Source organism: Ferrimonas balearica, from assembly GCF_019802085.1.
In the GTDB taxonomy this organism is placed as follows: Bacteria; Pseudomonadota; Gammaproteobacteria; order Enterobacterales; family Shewanellaceae; genus Ferrimonas; species Ferrimonas balearica_B.
Window position 1 is genome coordinate 54126 of sequence record NZ_JAHVHV010000006.1, and the last position, 15795, is coordinate 69920.

Annotated in this window: 16 protein-coding genes and 1 pseudogene; 6 read left to right on the forward strand and 11 right to left on the reverse strand. The window is 68.0% G+C overall.

Features of this window, described 5'->3' with window-relative positions; all coding sequences use genetic code 11:
• Positions 1-35: 35 nt before the first annotated feature.
• Complete coding sequence (locus KUV81_RS18260; RefSeq protein WP_222545333.1) at positions 36-752, forward strand: tRNA-uridine aminocarboxypropyltransferase; 717 nt, start codon at positions 36-38, stop codon at positions 750-752.
• On the opposite strand, the gene KUV81_RS18265 is transcribed toward KUV81_RS18260, so the two are convergent.
• The 4 genes from KUV81_RS18265 to KUV81_RS18280 are packed head-to-tail and all read right to left on the reverse strand — an operon-like array spanning position 749 to position 4180.
• On the reverse strand, positions 749-1747 hold the full coding sequence (locus KUV81_RS18265; RefSeq protein WP_222545334.1) for a M48 family metallopeptidase: 999 nt from the start codon (positions 1745-1747) through the stop codon (positions 749-751). The genes KUV81_RS18260 and KUV81_RS18265 overlap by 4 nt on opposite strands.
• A complete protein-coding gene (locus KUV81_RS18270) occupies positions 1747-2790 on the reverse strand; it encodes a YjgN family protein (RefSeq protein WP_222545335.1) in 1044 nt (347 codons plus the stop codon). Before KUV81_RS18270 ends, KUV81_RS18265 begins: the two co-directional genes overlap by 1 nt.
• On the reverse strand, positions 2787-3260 hold the full coding sequence (locus KUV81_RS18275; protein ID WP_222545336.1) for an NfeD family protein: 474 nt from the start codon (positions 3258-3260) through the stop codon (positions 2787-2789). The genes KUV81_RS18270 and KUV81_RS18275 overlap by 4 nt, the downstream gene beginning before the upstream one ends.
• A complete protein-coding gene (locus KUV81_RS18280; protein ID WP_222545337.1) occupies positions 3260-4180 on the reverse strand; it encodes an SPFH domain-containing protein in 921 nt (306 codons plus the stop codon). The genes KUV81_RS18275 and KUV81_RS18280 overlap by 1 nt, the downstream gene beginning before the upstream one ends.
• Before the next feature lie 174 nt (positions 4181-4354).
• Between KUV81_RS18280 and KUV81_RS18285 the strand changes: the two genes are divergently transcribed.
• Together KUV81_RS18285 and KUV81_RS18290 are read left to right on the forward strand one after the other, a co-directional pair.
• Entirely contained in the window at positions 4355-4753 is a 399-nt protein-coding gene (locus KUV81_RS18285) for a hypothetical protein (protein ID WP_222545338.1), read from the forward strand.
• 73 nt (positions 4754-4826) lie between these two features.
• Positions 4827-5249 carry a DUF3859 domain-containing protein gene (locus KUV81_RS18290; protein ID WP_222545339.1) on the forward strand — a complete coding sequence of 141 codons (423 nt, stop codon included), beginning with the start codon at positions 4827-4829 and terminating at the stop codon, positions 5247-5249.
• Positions 5250-5252: 3 nt separating this feature from the next.
• On the opposite strand, the gene KUV81_RS18295 is transcribed toward KUV81_RS18290, so the two are convergent.
• Positions 5253-7844 carry a DUF2339 domain-containing protein gene (locus tag KUV81_RS18295; RefSeq protein WP_222545340.1) on the reverse strand — a complete coding sequence of 864 codons (2592 nt, stop codon included), beginning with the start codon at positions 7842-7844 and terminating at the stop codon, positions 5253-5255.
• Between the two features lie 169 nt (positions 7845-8013).
• Between KUV81_RS18295 and KUV81_RS18300 the strand changes: the two genes are divergently transcribed.
• From KUV81_RS18300 to KUV81_RS19800, 3 genes and pseudogenes are all read left to right on the forward strand, one after another.
• Positions 8014-10416 (forward strand): heavy metal translocating P-type ATPase, encoded by a 2403-nt coding sequence (locus KUV81_RS18300; protein ID WP_222545341.1) that lies wholly within the window; start codon positions 8014-8016, stop codon positions 10414-10416.
• A 153-nt stretch (positions 10417-10569) separates the two neighbouring features.
• Positions 10570-11804: pseudogene (locus KUV81_RS19795) on the forward strand (hypothetical protein); the annotation flags it as partial.
• Positions 11805-11819: 15 nt separating this feature from the next.
• Positions 11820-12194, forward strand: coding sequence for a 2Fe-2S iron-sulfur cluster binding domain-containing protein (locus KUV81_RS19800; RefSeq protein ID WP_261389507.1), 375 nt, complete (start codon positions 11820-11822; stop codon positions 12192-12194).
• Here the strand turns inward: KUV81_RS19800 and KUV81_RS18315 are convergent.
• The 6 genes from KUV81_RS18315 to KUV81_RS18340 all read right to left on the reverse strand — a co-directional run bounded on the left by KUV81_RS18315 (position 12159) and on the right by KUV81_RS18340 (position 15725).
• Positions 12159-12674 (reverse strand): hypothetical protein, encoded by a 516-nt coding sequence (locus tag KUV81_RS18315; RefSeq protein WP_222545344.1) that lies wholly within the window; start codon positions 12672-12674, stop codon positions 12159-12161. The two genes, KUV81_RS19800 and KUV81_RS18315, sit on opposite strands and share 36 nt — an antisense overlap.
• Entirely contained in the window at positions 12661-12885 is a 225-nt protein-coding gene (locus tag KUV81_RS18320) for a helix-turn-helix domain-containing protein (protein WP_222545345.1), read from the reverse strand. Before KUV81_RS18320 ends, KUV81_RS18315 begins: the two co-directional genes overlap by 14 nt.
• On the reverse strand, positions 12885-13379 hold the full coding sequence (locus KUV81_RS18325) for a hypothetical protein (protein ID WP_222545346.1): 495 nt from the start codon (positions 13377-13379) through the stop codon (positions 12885-12887). The genes KUV81_RS18320 and KUV81_RS18325 overlap by 1 nt, the downstream gene beginning before the upstream one ends.
• Before the next feature lie 158 nt (positions 13380-13537).
• Positions 13538-14509, reverse strand: a complete 972-nt coding sequence (locus tag KUV81_RS18330; RefSeq protein ID WP_222545347.1) for a DUF4382 domain-containing protein — start codon at positions 14507-14509, stop codon at positions 13538-13540.
• Positions 14510-14693: 184 nt separating this feature from the next.
• Positions 14694-15302 carry a CueP family metal-binding protein gene (locus KUV81_RS18335; protein ID WP_222545348.1) on the reverse strand — a complete coding sequence of 203 codons (609 nt, stop codon included), beginning with the start codon at positions 15300-15302 and terminating at the stop codon, positions 14694-14696.
• A gap of 6 nt (positions 15303-15308) precedes the next feature.
• A complete protein-coding gene (locus tag KUV81_RS18340) occupies positions 15309-15725 on the reverse strand; it encodes a MerR family DNA-binding protein (protein ID WP_222545349.1) in 417 nt (138 codons plus the stop codon).
• Between the last annotated feature and the right edge of the window lie 70 nt (positions 15726-15795).

A 15795-nucleotide genomic window follows, 5' to 3' on the forward strand; every position in this document is an offset into this window, starting at 1 on the left:
GGGCGGGTCATCCCGCCCTTTTTCATTGAGCCGACATGACACACCACAACGCCGTCCTGACCCTGCGACACCAGCGCCTGGCCCTGGCCCAGCGGCCCTTCCGGGCCCGGGGCGCCACCGTGCCCCGCTGTCCCCGCTGCCAGATCGCCGAAAGTCACTGCTGCTGCGCCTGGGCGCGGCCCGGACAGAGCCCGCTGCGCTTCTGCCTGCTGATGCACCACAAAGAGCCGATGAAGCCCACCAATACCGGGCGGCTCATCGCCGAGACGCTGCCGGACACCCTGGCCTATTGCTGGGACCGCACCGAGCCGGACCCGGCTCTGGTGGCGCTGCTGAGTGATCCGGCCTACCAGCCGATGGTGGTGTTTCCCGGCCAATACGCCGAGCCGGAGCGGGTGGTGGAATCGATTGAGGTGAGTTCGGCCAAACGGCCGCTGCTGATCCTGCTGGATGGCACCTGGAAACAGGCGCGGCGAATGTTTCAAAGCGATCTGCTGACGGGGTTGCCGGTGCTCTCCATCACCCCGGAAGCGCTCAGCCGCTACAAGCTGCGCAGCGCCGCCCACGAACATCAGCTGGCCACCGCCGAGGTGGCGGCCCAGGTGCTGGCCATCGCCGGCGATCAGCGCAACGCCCAGGTGCTGGACGCCTTCTTCCAGGTGTTCTCCCAACGTTACTACGCCGGCAAGCGTCAGCTGCCGGTGACCAGCGACACCGAGCCCTTCGCCTACCTGGAGGCCCAGCCCCGCTAGGGCTCGGCCCGCAGCGCCCGGACCCGCTCGTCGCTCACCGGATGGGTGCGCAGCCAACCGGGCATCTGGCCATTGTCGGCCCCCTCAAGCTTCTGCAGCAGGGTGCCCAGGGCCAGGGGATCGCGCCCGGCCCGGCGCATCATCACCGCCCCCTCGGCGTCCGCCTCCAGCTCCAGGTCCCGGCTGTAACCGCGCTCCAGCAGCAGTCGGGGCAACTCCATCACCGCCCCGGTGGCGGCGCTGGCATCCCCGGTCAGCACCGTCATGATCAGCACCCCGAAAGCACCCTGCAAGGCCCCGCGCAAGCCATGGCGCCCCTGCACGTGCACCACCTCGTGGGCCAGCACCCCCAGCCACTCGTCGTCCCGCTCGGTCAGGGCCACCAGCTGGTCCAACAGCACGATGTCGCCGCTGGGCAGGGCAAAGGCGTTGGGCCCGATGTCCGGGGCGCTGCGCAGGTGCAAGCGGAAGTCGCCGGGGGGCAGGTCATTGGCCCGCAGCAGCTCGCCAAAGGCGGTGCGAATGCGCTGCTGCTGGGCCAGGGGCAGTTCGGTCTGCTCGAACGGCAGGGAGCGCAGCGCCTGGGCCGAGGCCTCATCCAGCAGGTCGGCGGGCAGGGCCTGGGCGGTGTGCGCCGCCAGGGCCGGCACACCGTAGCGGTAGAGTCCCCAGAACACCGCCACCACCAGCACCAAGGCCACCACCGCGATGTGGCGGCTGCGCTCCAGGCGGTCGACCCAGGCCAGGCCTTTGCGACCGCGCGCATTGGCCAGGGCATCCAGGCGTTCGTGTTGGTCACACTCGAAGCGCCAGCCGTTGGCCAGGGTCAGGGTGCGGGGCATGGTGCCAAGGCGGGCCGGCACGGTGAGTTCCGACAGGCGGCCACAGGGGCTGCCCTGGGCGTCACGGAACAGCTCCCCGGCTTCGTTGACCCGCAACACCCCGGGGTAACTGCGCGATTGCCGGCCGTCCAGCCAGCGCCCCGCCAGCTCCATCACAGCCCCAGGGCCAGGTCGACGTCGAAGATCTCGCTGGACTCGGCCCCCAGGGCCGCCAGCTCCTCCTCCTGCAGCGCCACCAGGTTATCCAGCCCCTCGGCGGGCGTCATCATCAGGGTTTCGGCCCGGTAGTGGGCCCAGCGCACCTTGGCGAAGGGGATAAAGAGCCCCAGTGTGGCGATGATCCCCAGCTGGTTGGTGAGCAGGATCCAGATCGCCCGCCCCCACTTGAGGCTGGATTGGAAGCTCAGCCCCTCCAGCTTGCTGTGGCGCAGGGCCAGCTCCATCAACACCACCTTAAACAGGGGGAACACCAGGATCGCCGCCAGGTAGAGGGGCACCATGGCGGCCATCAGCAGGAAGGGGTTCTGCTCGATGTCGCCCAGGGTGCCGATAAGGCCGGTGAGCAGCAAGGCACCCAGGAACACCCCCAGCCCCACCAGGCCAAAGCCCAGGCAGAAGGCGTACACCTTGCCCACCGGCATGGTGACCTCGAACTGCTGTCGACCGTACCAGTGGTGGCCCACCACGTACTCCTTCTGCTTACCCAGCAGATAGGGCAGCACCAGGCCCAGGGTCAACACCGTCAGCGGCGGCAGCAGGAAGAACAGGAAGAACACCTCCAGCGCCGAGCCGGAGAAGGAGAAGTGGATGCCGCGGTACTCGCTGTAGCGGGCGTTGAACATCATCCCCCGGGTCATGGCCCAGGGCCAGAAGAACAGCATCACCAGGGCCATGATGGCCCCCAGCACCGGGTTCAGCCCGGCAAAGAGGTAGAGGCCGAAGATCGTCAGGGCGATCAGCCGGCCGTAGAGGATCTTGACCGGATCCGCGGTGTAGGCGAAACGGTGACCCGCCAGCTCGGTGTGGCCGTAAAGGTACTGGCGGTTGCGCACCTTGGCCCAGGGGGAATAGAACCCCAGGGTGACCAGGGTCAGGGCCAGGTTTACCAGCCAGATGCGGAAAAACTCCCCCCCCTCGCCGTGGAAACGGAAGGGGGCGGACTCGGCCTGCCCCTCGGGGCGATCCAACTCAGTCATGACAACGCTCCTTGTTGTCCGGGTTCGCTGGCTTCGATCACCAGCCTCATCCCCTCGCTGGCCACCACCCGAACCCGGGTACCGGCCGCCAAGGGGCGCTCACAGCGCACCCGCCACAGGGTGTCGCCAATCTGAATCTTGCCCTCGCCCGCCAGCAGGTCCTGCTCCAGCACCACTTGGCGGCCCACCAGCTGGGCGGCCCGGTCATTGAGGCCCGGCTGCTCGGTGCGCTGGTTGACCCGGCGAAAGCCGCGCCAGTAGATGACGGTGAAGATCACCGTGGCCAGGGCAAACAGGATCAGCTGGGCGGACCAGGCCATCTCAGGCCAGATCCACAGCAGCAGGGAGAGCATCAGCCCGGCGGCGGCCGCCCCCAGCAGGAACCCGCCGGTGCCCAGGGCCTCCAGCCCCAGCAGCACCAGGCCCAGGACCAGCCAGTGCCAGGCCTCAAGGGCTTCCAGGGCCGCCATCAGCTGGCCTCCTTGCCGGTCTGTTTCAGCAGCTCGGCGATGCCGCCCACCGAACCCACCAGGCTGCTGGCCTCCAGGGGCATCATGATGAGCTTGCTGTTGTCCGCCGCGGCCACCTCCTTGAGGGCCTCGACGTATTTCTGGGCGACGAAGTAGTTGATCGCCTGCATCTCCCCCTCGGCGATGGCGCGGGAGACCATGGTGGTGGCGTTGGCTTCCGCCTCCGCCAGCCGCTCCCGGGCCTCCGCTTCGCGCTTGGCCGCTTCCAGCTCACCCTCGGCCTTGAGGATCTCGGATTGCTTCTGACCCTCCGCCACCTTGATGGCCGCCTCTCGCTCGCCCTCCGCTTCCAGGATGGCAGCACGCTTGTCCCGCTCCGCTTTCATCTGCCGGGCCATGGCGTCCACCAGGTCCGCCGGCGGGCTGATGTCCCGGATCTCGATGCGGGTCACCTTGACCCCCCAGGGATCCGTGGCCTCGTCCACCTTGGTCAGCAGCTCGGCGTTGATGCGGTCCCGGTTGGAGAGCATCTCATCCAGCTCCATGGAGCCCAGCACCGCCCGGATGTTGGTCATCACCAGGTTCTGCATCGCCAGCTCCAGGTTGTTCACCTCGTAGGAGGCGCGCACCGGGTCCTGGACCTGGTAGAAACAGACCGCGTCGGTGGTGACCATGGCGTTGTCGGCGGAGATCACCTCCTGGGGCAGGATGTCCAGCACCTGCTCCATCATGTTCTGTTTGCGACCGATGCCGTCGATCAGGGGCACAATCAGGTTCAGCCCCGGATGCAGGGTGCGGGTGAACTTGCCAAAGCGCTCTACCGTGTACTGAAAGCCCTGGGGCACCATCTTCACCCCGGTGGCCACCAGCACCACCGCCAGCCCCACCAGGACCAGCGCCACCACATCCGTCCCAAACATGTCGCACTCCGTTGAAATATCCCGTATCGCTTCTGACTCTACCCCATCACGGCGAAAACCAACAGGGACGACAAAGGCTTAGGATTAAGCCTCTGAAAATCCTCCCCCTTCTTCACTGGCGCTGGGCGGGCCCCCTGGCATACCCTGTGGAGGACCCGAACAGGAGATCGCACCATGAGATACGCCATCGCCCTCCCCCTGCTGGCCACCCTGGCCCTGGCCGGTTGCAGTGAGCAGCAGCAAAAAGAGATGGAAGACGCCCTGGACAAGGCCAAGGCGGAAGCCAGCCAGGCCCTGGATGACGCGAAGAGCGCGGCGGACGACGCCTACCAGGAGGCCAAGGGGGCCGCCGGAGAGGCCTACGAGGACGCCAAGGCGGACGCCGCCACCGCCTACGAAGATGCCAAAGCCGGCGCTGCGGACGCCTATGAGGACGCCAAGGCCGATGCGGCCGACGCCTATCACGACGCCAGCGAGGCGGCCGGCCAGGCCTACGAAGAGGCCAAGACTGAAGCCGGTGTCCAGACTCAGAAAGCCAAGGAGGAGGCCGAGAAGCTGCTGGAGAACCAGTAACTTTGGCCACCGCCGCCCCCCAAGGGCGGGGATCACCTAAGCTGAGGGGGTCACCCTTCGCTTAGGAACCCCCATGCGCCTCACCGCGTTACTGCTGCTGACCCTGCTGCTGAGCCCCCTGGCCCAGGGGCGGGTGCTGGCCAAGGGGGTGTTTGACGGCGATCATCACGACGCGGAGCTGGTCCGCGACTCCACCCTGATCCCCGCCAAGCTGGGCACCCTGTTCGGTTTCCGCTTCGAGCCGGATCCCCGCTGGGAATCGGCGCTGGAGCTGCAGGTGGTGGTGCAGCACCCCCCCATGCCGCCACTGGGGCATGACGCCAGCGGCTGGGTGCAGTACCTGCTGCCCGGCCAGCCCAACACCGTCCTGTGGGAGTTCGAGTTCGAGGAGGAACTGCAGGCGGGGGAGTGGGTCATCTACCTGATGCTGGACGATGAACCCCTCTACATGGAGCGCTTCGAGGTGGTGCTGATCCCGGATCCCCAGTACCTCTGAACCTCAGGCCACTCCGCCCTGCCCCGACAGCTCCAGCCGCATCCGGTTGTAGAGATAGGCCACCCCCAAGAGGGTCACCCCCAGGCCCAGGAAGGAGGCCACCCGCCACAACCCGTCCAGCCCCGCCATGTCCCAGAGGAAGATCTTGACGATCACCACCAGCAGCGCGGCGGTGCCCAGGTGTTGCAGTGGAGGACGCTGGAGCCGGGCGGCGGTGACCATCAAGCCGATGCCGATGGCGAGCCCCAGCACCGAGTAGGAGTAGAGCTCGCCGGGCAGCATGGGCAGGCCCGGCACCAGTGCGCCATGCCAGAGGTGTCGCAGGGTGAGGATGGCGTAGAGCAGCGCCATGGCCCCGGCTAGGGCCGCCAGGGCGCTGCGCAGCCCGTCACGGCGCAGCCAGGCTTGCCCCGCCAGCAGCAGCGCCGGCAAACCGTAGACCAGCAGCAGCGGATTCCACAGGGGAGTAACGCCGATGGACTGAGTCACCAGCAGGGGGTTTTGCCCCAGGGCAAAGACGGCATAGAGCCCCAGGGCAGCGGTCAGCTGCAGCTCCGCCAGCAGATGCAGCAGCGTCGAGGGTTGGCGCTGGTGACGGTAGCGGTAGAGGGCGCTGCCCACCAGCAGGGTCATCACATAGATGGCCGCCTCCAGCCAGCCGAACCGCGGGGCGAAGAGATCGCCGTAGAGGCCATAGCGGGTCAGGGCCGCCACCGCCAAGGCCGCCAGCTGCACCGTCCCCACCTCGAAGCTTTGTCTCAGTCGGGTGCCGGAGGCCTGGCGATGCAACTGCCACAGCGCCAGGGCCGCCAGGACGAAGCTGCCCAGGTAGGTGATGAGCAGACTCTGGGCCGAGGCGCCATAGGCCGGCAACCAGGGGTTGAGTGTCAGGCGCAGCAGCACCGTCAACAGCAGCGCCCGCGCCACCCAGGCCAGGGCCCGGCCGGTGTGTTGACCGACAAAGTAGCGTCCCAGGCCAATCAGGCTGCACCACTGCAACGCCAGGGCCAGGGTCAGCCGCAGCTCGCCAAACGCCGCCACCAGGGCCAGGCTCAGGCTGGCCTGGACCGCCAACAGCCCCACCGCCGACACCCCATCGGAGGCCGGTCCCCTCCGCCACTGCCACAGGGCCGCGGCGTAACCGGCCATCAGCCCCAGGTAGCCCCACACCGGCACCACGGCGCCCACCCGGTGACCCAGGCGCAGGTCCACCCAGAGGGCCATCAGCATTGGTACGGCGCAGGCCAGGGCGGCAAGATCCGCCCGGCGTCGATGCCAGGCCAGGGGCCCGGCCACCGCCAGCGCGGTGATCGCCAATGCGGCGGCCATTAGGCCGTACGCCTGGGCATCCGGGCCCTCCAGGATCGGCTGCAAGGGCCCGCAGGCCAGGGTAAAGAGCTCCGCCAGCGGCGCCAGCAGCATCAGCCAGGGCCAGGCCGGCGCCCCCGCCAGGGGGTGGCGGCTTAGGATCACCGCCAGGAAAAAGGGCCAGGTAACGCCGACGTAACGCCCAATGGAGGGCGCTTCGAACACCAGGATCGCCCACTGGCACAGGGCCAAACACCCCCACAGCAGCAGCAAGCTGCGCTGGAGGGCAGCCGGGCGGGCCAGGGCCCGGTCGCTCTGATCCAGGCGCCACCCCAGCAGGGGGGCCCCGAAGCCCAGCCAGATCAGGGCGGTCAGGTAGAGGCTGCGCCAGCCCTGCAGCTGACCGGGTTCGGCCAGGGACAGCAGCAACCAGGCCAGCGCCAGCAGCCAGACGCCCCACCACAACCAGTCCCGGTAGATCCGGCGCAGCAGCACAAAGCCCCCCGCCGCCACGATAAGGGCATAGCCCAAGGCCGCAGCCAGGTTGGCGCTGTCGGTCTTGACCAGAAGGGGCACGGCGAAGGCGCCCAGGATCCCCAGCGCCGCCAACACCGGGCCGTGGCGCAGGGCCAAGCCCATGGCCGCCAGGGAGACCGCCGCCAGCAGCAGGAAAACGCCAGTCTCCGGTAACCAGCGATACAGGGGCCCGCTGACCAGCACACAGGCGTAGAGGATCATCACCCCGGCCCCGGCACAAGGGGCGTGGATCCCCCCATCCTCCCGGTGCTGCTTGAGCCAGCTGGCCAGGGCGATCAGCGCTACGCCGAAGGTGACCGCCATGGCCACCCGCACCGGGGGACTCAGCAGGCCCAGGGCCATGGAGTACTGCACCAGGAAGATCCCCGCCAGGGCCAGGGAGAGGCCCCCCAGCAGCACCATCCAATGGGACTGGAGAAACACCAGCCAGGGCGCCGGCCCGTCGAAGGGATCCGAGGGGCCGCTGGCCGCTGCCCCCGGCAACCGGGCCTGGCCCTGGGCGGAGGATGCCGGTTCGGGGAAGGGGGCGGCCTGAGGCTTGGGTTCCGGCGTGCTGTGGGTGACCGGCTTGGGGGGCGCGACCGGTGCGGGCGCGGGGGCCAGGGCATTGAGCCGCTGACGCAACTGGACCAGCTCGGCGCGCAGGGCCCGCTGCTCCCGGGCCAGTCTCTGCACCCCAAAGTAGGCGATGTACCCCATCACCACACCGGTGATCATCGCCAGGACCACCCCAATCGCCAGCCATTCCATTCGCTGCTCTCCCCAATCCGTCTGGTTTCACTGTCCGTCCCCGACGCTCAAAATGCAACCGGAACATCGGCTTAGCGACACAGCGCCGGGTTTTGCCTCGACCGCCTTGACTCTCCCCCCGTGGGAGACTTTAGCCTCGGATCATTCCCATCGAATCGAGGATGGCCTTATGACCGTAAGACTGGCTTTGGAGGGGGCGCGCTGCGCCGCCTGCGTGGGCAAGATTGAATCCGCCCTGACCCCCCAGGCCGGGGTCACCGGCGTACAGGTGAACCTGGCGGAGCAAAGTGTCGAGGTAACCGGCAGTGCCGAGACCCCGGCGCTGATCGCTGCACTGGCTCAGGCCGGGTTTCCCGCCCGTCCCCTGGTGGAGCAGCAGGATCGCCTGTCGGTGGCGGGGATGCGCTGCGCCGGCTGCGTCGGCAAGATCGAGGCTGCGGTCCGCGCCGTGCCGGGGGTGGCCTCGGTGCAGGTCAACCTGGCGGAAAAAAGCCTCACCCTCGGCGGCCACTACGCCCTGGCCGAGGTGTTGGCCGCACTGGAGCGGGTCGGCTACCCCGGTGAGGTGAGCGAGCCTCTGCCTTTGGAGGACGACGCCCCCCATCGCGCGGCGTTTCGCCAGCAACTGGGCCGGGCGGCCCTGGCCCTGGGGCTGGGCACCGGGATGATGATCTACGGCACCCTGTACGGCATGACGGTGACCAACACCCAGGACCAGTGGCTGTGGGGGATCGCCGGGCTGCTCACCCTGGGGCTGCTGGTGGTTGCCGGCGGCCACTTCTTCCGGGGCGCCTGGCAGGCGCTCAAGCACGGCGGCGCCACCATGGACACCCTGATCGCCCTGGGCACCGGCACCGCCTGGGCCTTTTCCATGGCGGTGGTGCTCTTCCCCGACAGCTTCCCCGCCGCCAGCCGCCACCTCTATTTCGAGGCCTCGGCGATGATCCTGGGCCTCATCAACCTGGGGCAGGCGTTGGAGCACCGGGCCAAGGGCAAGACCAACAGCGCCCTGCGCCAGTTGATGGCCCTGCGCCCCAAGACCGCTCGGGTGTGGCGGGATGGCCGGGAGCAGGATCTGCCCATCCGCCTGGTGCAGGTGGGGGACCGGCTGCGGCTGCGCCCCGGCGAGCAGGTGCCGGTGGACGGCCAGGTGCTGGAGGGCCGCTCCCGGGTGGACGAGTCCATGCTCACCGGTGAGCCCCTGGCGGTGGCCAAAGCCCCCGGGGATGCGCTGAGCGCCGGCACCCTCAACAAGCAGGGCAGCCTGGTGATGCAGGCCGAGCGGGTGGGGGCCGACACCGCCCTGGCCCAGATCATCGAACTGGTGCGCCACGCCCAGGGCAGCAAGCTGCCCATCGCCAGCCTGGCCAACCGGATCTCGGCTGTGTTCGTCCCCGTGGTGGTGGTGATCGCCCTGGTAAGCGCCCTGACCTGGTACCTGGTGGGGCCGGATCCCCGCCTGAGCCACGCCCTGGTGGTGCTCACCACGGTGCTGATCATCGCCTGCCCCTGCGCCCTGGGGCTGGCCACCCCCATGTCGGTGATCAACGGCGTGGGCAAGGCCGCACAGCTGGGGCTGCTGGTGCGGGAGGGCCGGGCCCTGCAGACCGCCGACCGGCTGGACACCCTGGTGGTGGACAAGACCGGCACCCTGACCGAGGGCCGCCCCTCGGTAACGGATAAGGTCCCCGCCGACGGGGTGGACGCCGACCGACTGCTGCACCTGGCCGCCGCCCTGGAGCAGGGATCGGAGCACCCCCTGGCGGAGGCGATCCTGGCCGCCGCCAAGGATCACCCCTTGCCGCCGGTGACGGATTTTGACGCCCACAGCGGCCTGGGGGTCACCGGCGTCGTGGAGGGGCATTCTCTGGCCCTGGGCAACCGGGCGCTGATGCAACATTACGGAATGGAGACCGAGGCCCTGGACGGCGCCGCAGGCCGCCTGGCCGGCGAGGGCAAGACCCCGGTCTACCTGGCCGCCGACGGCACTGCCCTGGGGCTGCTGGCCATCGCCGATCCAGTGAGAGAAGACACCAAGGCCGCCATCGACCGCCTCCATCGCCAGGGGATCCAGCTGGTGATGCTGACCGGCGATCACCCGGACACCGCCGCCGCGGTGGCACGCCAGCTGGAGATCGATCGCGTCGAGGCGCAGATGCGCCCCGAAGACAAGGCCCGGGTGCTGGCCCAGCTGCAGGCCGACGGCCGGGTGGTGGCCATGGCCGGCGACGGCATCAACGACGCCCCGGCCCTGGCCCAGGCGGACGTGGGCTTCGCCATCGGCTCCGGCACCGACATCGCCAAGGCCTCGGCGGACATCGTGCTGATCCGCTCCTCCCTGCACGGGGTGGCGGACGCCATCGCCCTCTCCCGGGCGACCCTGCGCAACATCAAGCAGAACCTGTTCGGCGCCTTTGTCTACAACAGCCTGGGGATCCCCATCGCCGCCGGGGTGCTCTACCCGCTCACCGGCACCCTGCTCAACCCCGTGGTGGCCGGGGCCGCAATGGCGCTCTCCTCCTTGACGGTGGTGACCAACGCCAACCGGCTGCGCTGGTTCCAGCCGCGCTGAACATCGGGCAGGCATCACGCCGGCCCTTGCCCCGCTTCGGCGGTGTGCCCTAGACTCGAAACCCCATTCAGGAGGAATGAGACGGGTATGACACGGAGCGCCATCGCCGCCCGGCGGCTGCACAAATGGCTGATGCTGGTGGTGGGTCTGCAGATGCTGATCTGGGCCGTGAGCGGCGGTTACTTCGCCGCCATGAACATCCACTTTATCCACGGCGATCACCTGGTGGCGCCCCCGCAAACGCCGCTGTCCGAGGCGGACTTCCCCCTGCCACCGGCCGAGATCCTAAGCCGCTATCCCGAGGCACAGGATCTGGCCTGGACCCAGGTGGCCGGCCAGCCGGTGCTGACCCTCTCCCTGGACGGCGATACCCTGCGACTGGACCCCACAACGGGCCGCCCCCTGCCCCCCATCGATAAAGCCCAGGCACAGGCCATCGCCAGTGCCGCCTACCAGGGCGACGGCGCGCTCGCCCGCATCACCCTGCTCAGGGACAACGCCCCCTCGGAGCTCAGCCCCCGCTGGCTGCCGGTGTGGCGGGTGGATTTCGACGACTTCGGGCAAACCAGTCTCTACGTTGCCCAGCACAGCGGTGAGGTGGTCACCAAGCGCCACCGCTACTGGCGCTGGTTCGATCTGCTGTGGTACCTGCACATCCTGGATTACGACGACGGCGCCGACATCGACAACGGGCTGCTGCGCCTGGCGGCCCTGCTGGCCCTGGCCGGCGGGCTCAGCGGCGCCCTGCTGCTGGTCCATCGGCTGAGGAGGCGCGCATGATCGCCAAGCTGCACAAATGGGCCGCCGCCCTGGTGGGGCTGCAGATGCTGATCTGGGCGGGCACCGGGCTCTACTTCAACCTGGTGGATCACCAGCGGATCGGCGGCCAGCAATACCGGCAATCGGTGCCGGCCGAACCGGGCCTAGGGCCGGAGCTGATGGACCCGGCGGCGCTGCTCGCCGCCCACGCCCCGGTGGTGCGCCTGACGCTGGTGAACCTGGCCGGCCAGCCCCACTACCGGCTCGAACACCAACGCACCCTCTATCCCCGCCAGCCCCAGTCAATGACCCTGGTGGACGCCGTCAGCGGCACGGTCACCGAGATCGACGGAATGCACGCCATCGCCCTGGCCCGGGCCAGCTACCGGGGTCCCGGCACGCCACTAAGACCCGTCCAGCTGGCGCCCTACAGCGCTGAGCTGCCCAAGGAGGGCAACCCCCTGTGGCGGGTGGCCTTCGACGACGACCTGTCCACCGTCGTCTTTGTCGACGCCGCCTCCGGCCGGGTGGTGGCCCACCAGAACCGCCACAGCCGGGAGGCGGCCTGGATGCTGAAACTGCACTTTATGGATTACCTGGGCCAGGGCGGGTTCAACCACCCCCTGATGTGGCTCTTTGCCTTAATGAGCCTGTGGCTGGCGGGCACGGGGCTTGTCTGGGTGGGACGCAACCTGGCTCAAGGGGCCTACCGTTGGCCCTGGCACCGGCCTCAAAGCCTCACCCTCATCGGCCCCAAGGGCACCCAGCGGGTGCGCCTGGGGCGCGGTCAGACCCTACTGGATGCCATGACGGCCCAGGGCCTGGCGGTGCGCTCCGAGTGCGGGGGCGGTGGGGTGTGTGGCCGCTGCCGGGTGCAGCTGTCCGAAAGCACCCCCATCCACGGCGCTGAGCGGGCGCACCTCAGCCCCCGCCACCTGGCGGCCGGCTGGCGCCTGGCCTGTCAGCAGCAGGGGGAGCGGGACTCAGCGCCGCGCGTCACTGAGGGTCATGCCCCGTAACCAGGTGACCAACAGCACGGCCAGGCCAGCGATTCCCAAGGCCGCGAGGGCCAGGGGGATCACGCCCTGGTACAGGGCGCTGTCGTCGCCGAAGGACACCAGCAGGTCCAGCAGCAAGAGGCCAAAGTAGGGCAGCCAGAACAGGCTGCTGAGCCAGGTAGGCAGGCGCCAGTCCGCCAGCCAACGGCGCTCCTCGTCGCTCTCCTCGGCCTGGCTCATCGCCCAGCGGCTCACCGCCAGGGTCTGCCCGGCATGTCGGAACACCACGCTGAGCCGCCCCTCCCAGACACTGGAGATCTGCACCTCCACCTCCAGGGGTTGGCCCGCCAGCTCAATGTGGTGCAGGGTTTTGAATCGCCAGCTCAGCTTGTTGCTGACCTCGACGCCGTCCACCAGCACCCGCTCTCGACCGCTCCAGACGCTGCACAGCACCCGGATCTCGTGACCGGCCACCATCTGCGTAAACTCAATCGGTTGCATCCTCGCCTCCTTGCTCGTACTCCAGGATGTCGCCGGGCTGGCACGCCAGTGCCCGGCAGATCGCCTCCAGGGTGCTGAACCGGATCGCCTTGGCCCGGCCGGATTTCAGCACGCTGAGGTTTTGTGGCGTGATGCCGATCTCGGCGGCCAGCTCGTTGAGCTTCATCTTGCGCTTGGCCAGCATCACGTCCAGGTGGATGACGATGGCCATCAGATGGTCAGCTCCCGCTCGTCATTCCAGTCGCCGCCCAGCTTCTGCAACCCCGCCATCAGGTGCAGCAGCCCCGAGAGCACCACCACCGGCCAGTCCACCAGGGCGGCGTAGCTGAGAAACACCGGTTCGGGCAGCTCGGCGTTCAGGCCATAGGCCAGCAGGATCAAGGCGCAGGGTTTGACCAGCAGCGACGCCACCAGCCCCACCCGGGCCAACAGGATCACCAGGCGTCGGCAGGCCGCGCTGAACAGCTGCCACTCGCCAGCCTTGTTCACCAGGCGGATCGCCAGGGTCAGCAGCATCAGGCCCAGCCCCAGTTGGTACAGCTGCACCAACGCCAGATGCGCCGCACTGGCGTCCCCCTCTTCGAGCCCCGTCATCAGCCGAATGCCGGACATCACCAGCAGCAACAGCCCCAGGGCCCGGGCCATCACCAGGGAGATCATCATCCGGCTCTGCACGTTTCTCAGGTACTTGGCCAACACTTGCATCGCTTTCACCTCCGTTTGAATGCCAGACCAAGCTAATGGCACCGCCCCTCGAAGATCAACATTTTTTATCGTTTAGCGATAATTTCTTACCTTTGGACACTGTGCGGCGCCCAAAAAAGCGAGCCCGAGGGCTCGCCTTGTTGTGCCCCGAATGGGGCTCAGCCACCGCAGTGATGGCGGTTGTGCTGGCCACCGCCATCTCCGCTATCGATGGTCAGGGCTCCACCGTCCCGATAGAGGGCAAAGCCACTCTCCTCGGTTTCGTTGGTTTCTGGCTGATCCAGGTGGCCCAGGCAGCTGTAACCCACCTGGTAGTCGCCCGCCGGCAGGTAGCCGATGGCGAAGACCCAGTTGCCGTCGTGGTCATGGTGCACCCAACTGGTGGCCAGCGGCGTGACCTTGTCCGCTTCCGCTTGCGGGGCCATATCGTCCATCGCCGACAGGGCGGTGCCTGCGGGATAGAGGTAGGCCACGTGGGTAAAGCGGCTGTCGGGCCCGGCCCAATCGGCATTATCCGCTTCGCAGTCGGCGATCCAGCTGGCCTCGACGCTGCCCATCAAATGCCCCATGCTCTGGTCGTCCACCCAGCGCAGGCCGTGGTGGGAGAGTTGGTACTGCTCGCCGTCGTGATGCAGCCCCTGGCGCAAGTCCAGCTCCAGGGTGTACCCGTGGTGGCTGCCCTCATCGATTGTCACCTCGCCCAGATCCAGGTAGTCGTGATCACCGTGTAAGGGATGACGCCCATCGCCGTCGGTGACGTAGGAGCCGGCATCCCCCTGGCCTGGCGTCCAGTGCAGCCGCACCCGGTAGCGCCCCGCCTCCAGGGGATGGTGTTCGAGCAGGGGGTAGGCGTCCTCCCCCTGGTAGGCCAGCATGTCGACCCTGTGGTGGGCCAGATCCACCATGATGGGATCCCCCCCGCCATGATGACCCCCCATATGCCCGTGGGGGGTGAGCTCCAGGCTGTGCATCTGCAACACCAGGTGATCCACCCCGTCCGCCGGCGCATCCGACAGGCCGATGGAGAGTCCCTGGGTCGGCGCCGGATCCGGACCGCCCGGGCCGCTGTCGCCATCGCCCCCACCGCAGCCGGCCAACAGCCCGGCCAGCAACCAGATCGCGCGTTTCATTCGCTCTTCCCTCATTAAATTAGTTTATCCTGATAAGCTTAGAAGCCCCGGTTTCAAGGGCCTTGACCGGGATCAAACCCGCCTCAACTAAAGCCGCTACTGATACCATTACGCTGCCGCCCTGCCCGGGAAAATCGCTGTCGTCCAGAACAAAAAACGGGGCCAAGGGGCCCCGTTTTGCTGCTCAATGGTGGTGGCCGTGGCCACCGGCCTCGGCCTGGTGCACCGGGGCACTGCCGTCCATGGGTTTGAGCTGCATGGTGGTGATGCAGGTGCGGCTGTCCTCGAAGGTGGGCAGCACCTCCTTCGCTTCCAGCAAGCCCAGCTCCGGGTGCTCGTAGTGGAAGGTGAACGCGAGCTGACGCTTGGCGGGCACCCAGAAGTCGATAAAACCATCGTGCTGGGTGGTGATCATCTGGTTGAGGATCTCCTCGCCGCTCTCGATGTCCACCGCGCTCATGTGCATGGTCTGGCCGATCAGCTCACCGGTGCAGCCGGTGGGCACGTGGTTGCCACAGGGGTGGGTGAAGGTGGCCCAGGGGGCGATGGAGAGGTAGAACTGCTCCTCGGGGATCGCCACGCTGGCTTCGGTGCCGTCGGCGAAGATGGCGTTGACCCGGTCCGGGTGCACCCGCACCACGATCCCCTCGTCGTTCTTGTACCACTGGTGCCCCTGCAGCACCGCCGCCTGGTGGTCCAGGGCGGCAAACTCGGCCGCTTGCTTGTCGGTGGCGCTCTGGCCGCAGGCGCTCAGGCCCAGGATCAGCAAAGCGGAGAGAGTCAGTTTTTTCATTTCGGGTTAATCCTTACAGCTTGATATTGGGGACTCGGCCTCACCGCTGAGGGAGTCCAGAATGGGGCACTGGGGGCCGGCGCCGCCGTGACAGCGGCCCACCAGATCGTTCAGCCGGGCCTCCAGGGCCTGCAGCTGGGTGATCCTGTCCCGCACCAGGGCCAGTTGGTCGGCCGCCAGGGCCTTGACCTCGGCCGCGGTGCGGTCGGTGCGTTGTTGCAGTGACAGCAGCTCGCCGCACTGCTCCAGGGTGAAGCCCAGGGCCTTGCTGCGGGCGATAAAGCGCAGCTGGTCCACCTGGGCCCGGGAGTAGGCCCGGTAACCGTTATCGCCACGCTCGGCCACCACCAGACCGATGTCGTGGTAGTAGCGGATCGCCTTGATGCTGAGCCCGGTCTCCCGGGCCACCTGGCCGATTTTCATTGCACGCTCCTGATTAGGGCGAAATCGCCATGCTGTCGCGAAGGGTTGTGTCCTTCGCGCCAACCTTGGG

Bases quoted from the DNA above. Each gene is read 5' to 3' on its own strand.
- KUV81_RS18315 (WP_222545344.1), bottom strand. From the start codon at position 12,674: ATGCAACCGATTGAGTTTACGCAGATGGTGGCCGGTCACGAGATCCGG.
- KUV81_RS18330 (WP_222545347.1), bottom strand. From the start codon at position 14,509: ATGAAACGCGCGATCTGGTTGCTGGCCGGGCTGTTGGCCGGCTGCGGT.
- KUV81_RS18265 (WP_222545334.1), bottom strand. From the start codon at position 1,747: ATGGAGCTGGCGGGGCGCTGGCTGGACGGCCGGCAATCGCGCAGTTAC.
- KUV81_RS18260 (WP_222545333.1), top strand. From the start codon at position 36: ATGACACACCACAACGCCGTCCTGACCCTGCGACACCAGCGCCTGGCC.
- KUV81_RS18280 (WP_222545337.1), bottom strand. From the start codon at position 4,180: ATGTTTGGGACGGATGTGGTGGCGCTGGTCCTGGTGGGGCTGGCGGTG.
- KUV81_RS18325 (WP_222545346.1), bottom strand. From the start codon at position 13,379: ATGCAAGTGTTGGCCAAGTACCTGAGAAACGTGCAGAGCCGGATGATG.
- KUV81_RS19800 (WP_261389507.1), top strand. From the start codon at position 11,820: ATGAGCCTGTGGCTGGCGGGCACGGGGCTTGTCTGGGTGGGACGCAAC.
- KUV81_RS18285 (WP_222545338.1), top strand. From the start codon at position 4,355: ATGAGATACGCCATCGCCCTCCCCCTGCTGGCCACCCTGGCCCTGGCC.
- KUV81_RS18270 (WP_222545335.1), bottom strand. From the start codon at position 2,790: ATGACTGAGTTGGATCGCCCCGAGGGGCAGGCCGAGTCCGCCCCCTTC.
- KUV81_RS18335 (WP_222545348.1), bottom strand. From the start codon at position 15,302: ATGAAAAAACTGACTCTCTCCGCTTTGCTGATCCTGGGCCTGAGCGCC.
- KUV81_RS18320 (WP_222545345.1), bottom strand. From the start codon at position 12,885: ATGGCCATCGTCATCCACCTGGACGTGATGCTGGCCAAGCGCAAGATG.
- KUV81_RS18275 (WP_222545336.1), bottom strand. From the start codon at position 3,260: ATGGCGGCCCTGGAAGCCCTTGAGGCCTGGCACTGGCTGGTCCTGGGC.
- KUV81_RS18295 (WP_222545340.1), bottom strand. From the start codon at position 7,844: ATGGAATGGCTGGCGATTGGGGTGGTCCTGGCGATGATCACCGGTGTG.
- KUV81_RS18340 (WP_222545349.1), bottom strand. From the start codon at position 15,725: ATGAAAATCGGCCAGGTGGCCCGGGAGACCGGGCTCAGCATCAAGGCG.
- KUV81_RS18290 (WP_222545339.1), top strand. From the start codon at position 4,827: ATGCGCCTCACCGCGTTACTGCTGCTGACCCTGCTGCTGAGCCCCCTG.
- KUV81_RS18300 (WP_222545341.1), top strand. From the start codon at position 8,014: ATGACCGTAAGACTGGCTTTGGAGGGGGCGCGCTGCGCCGCCTGCGTG.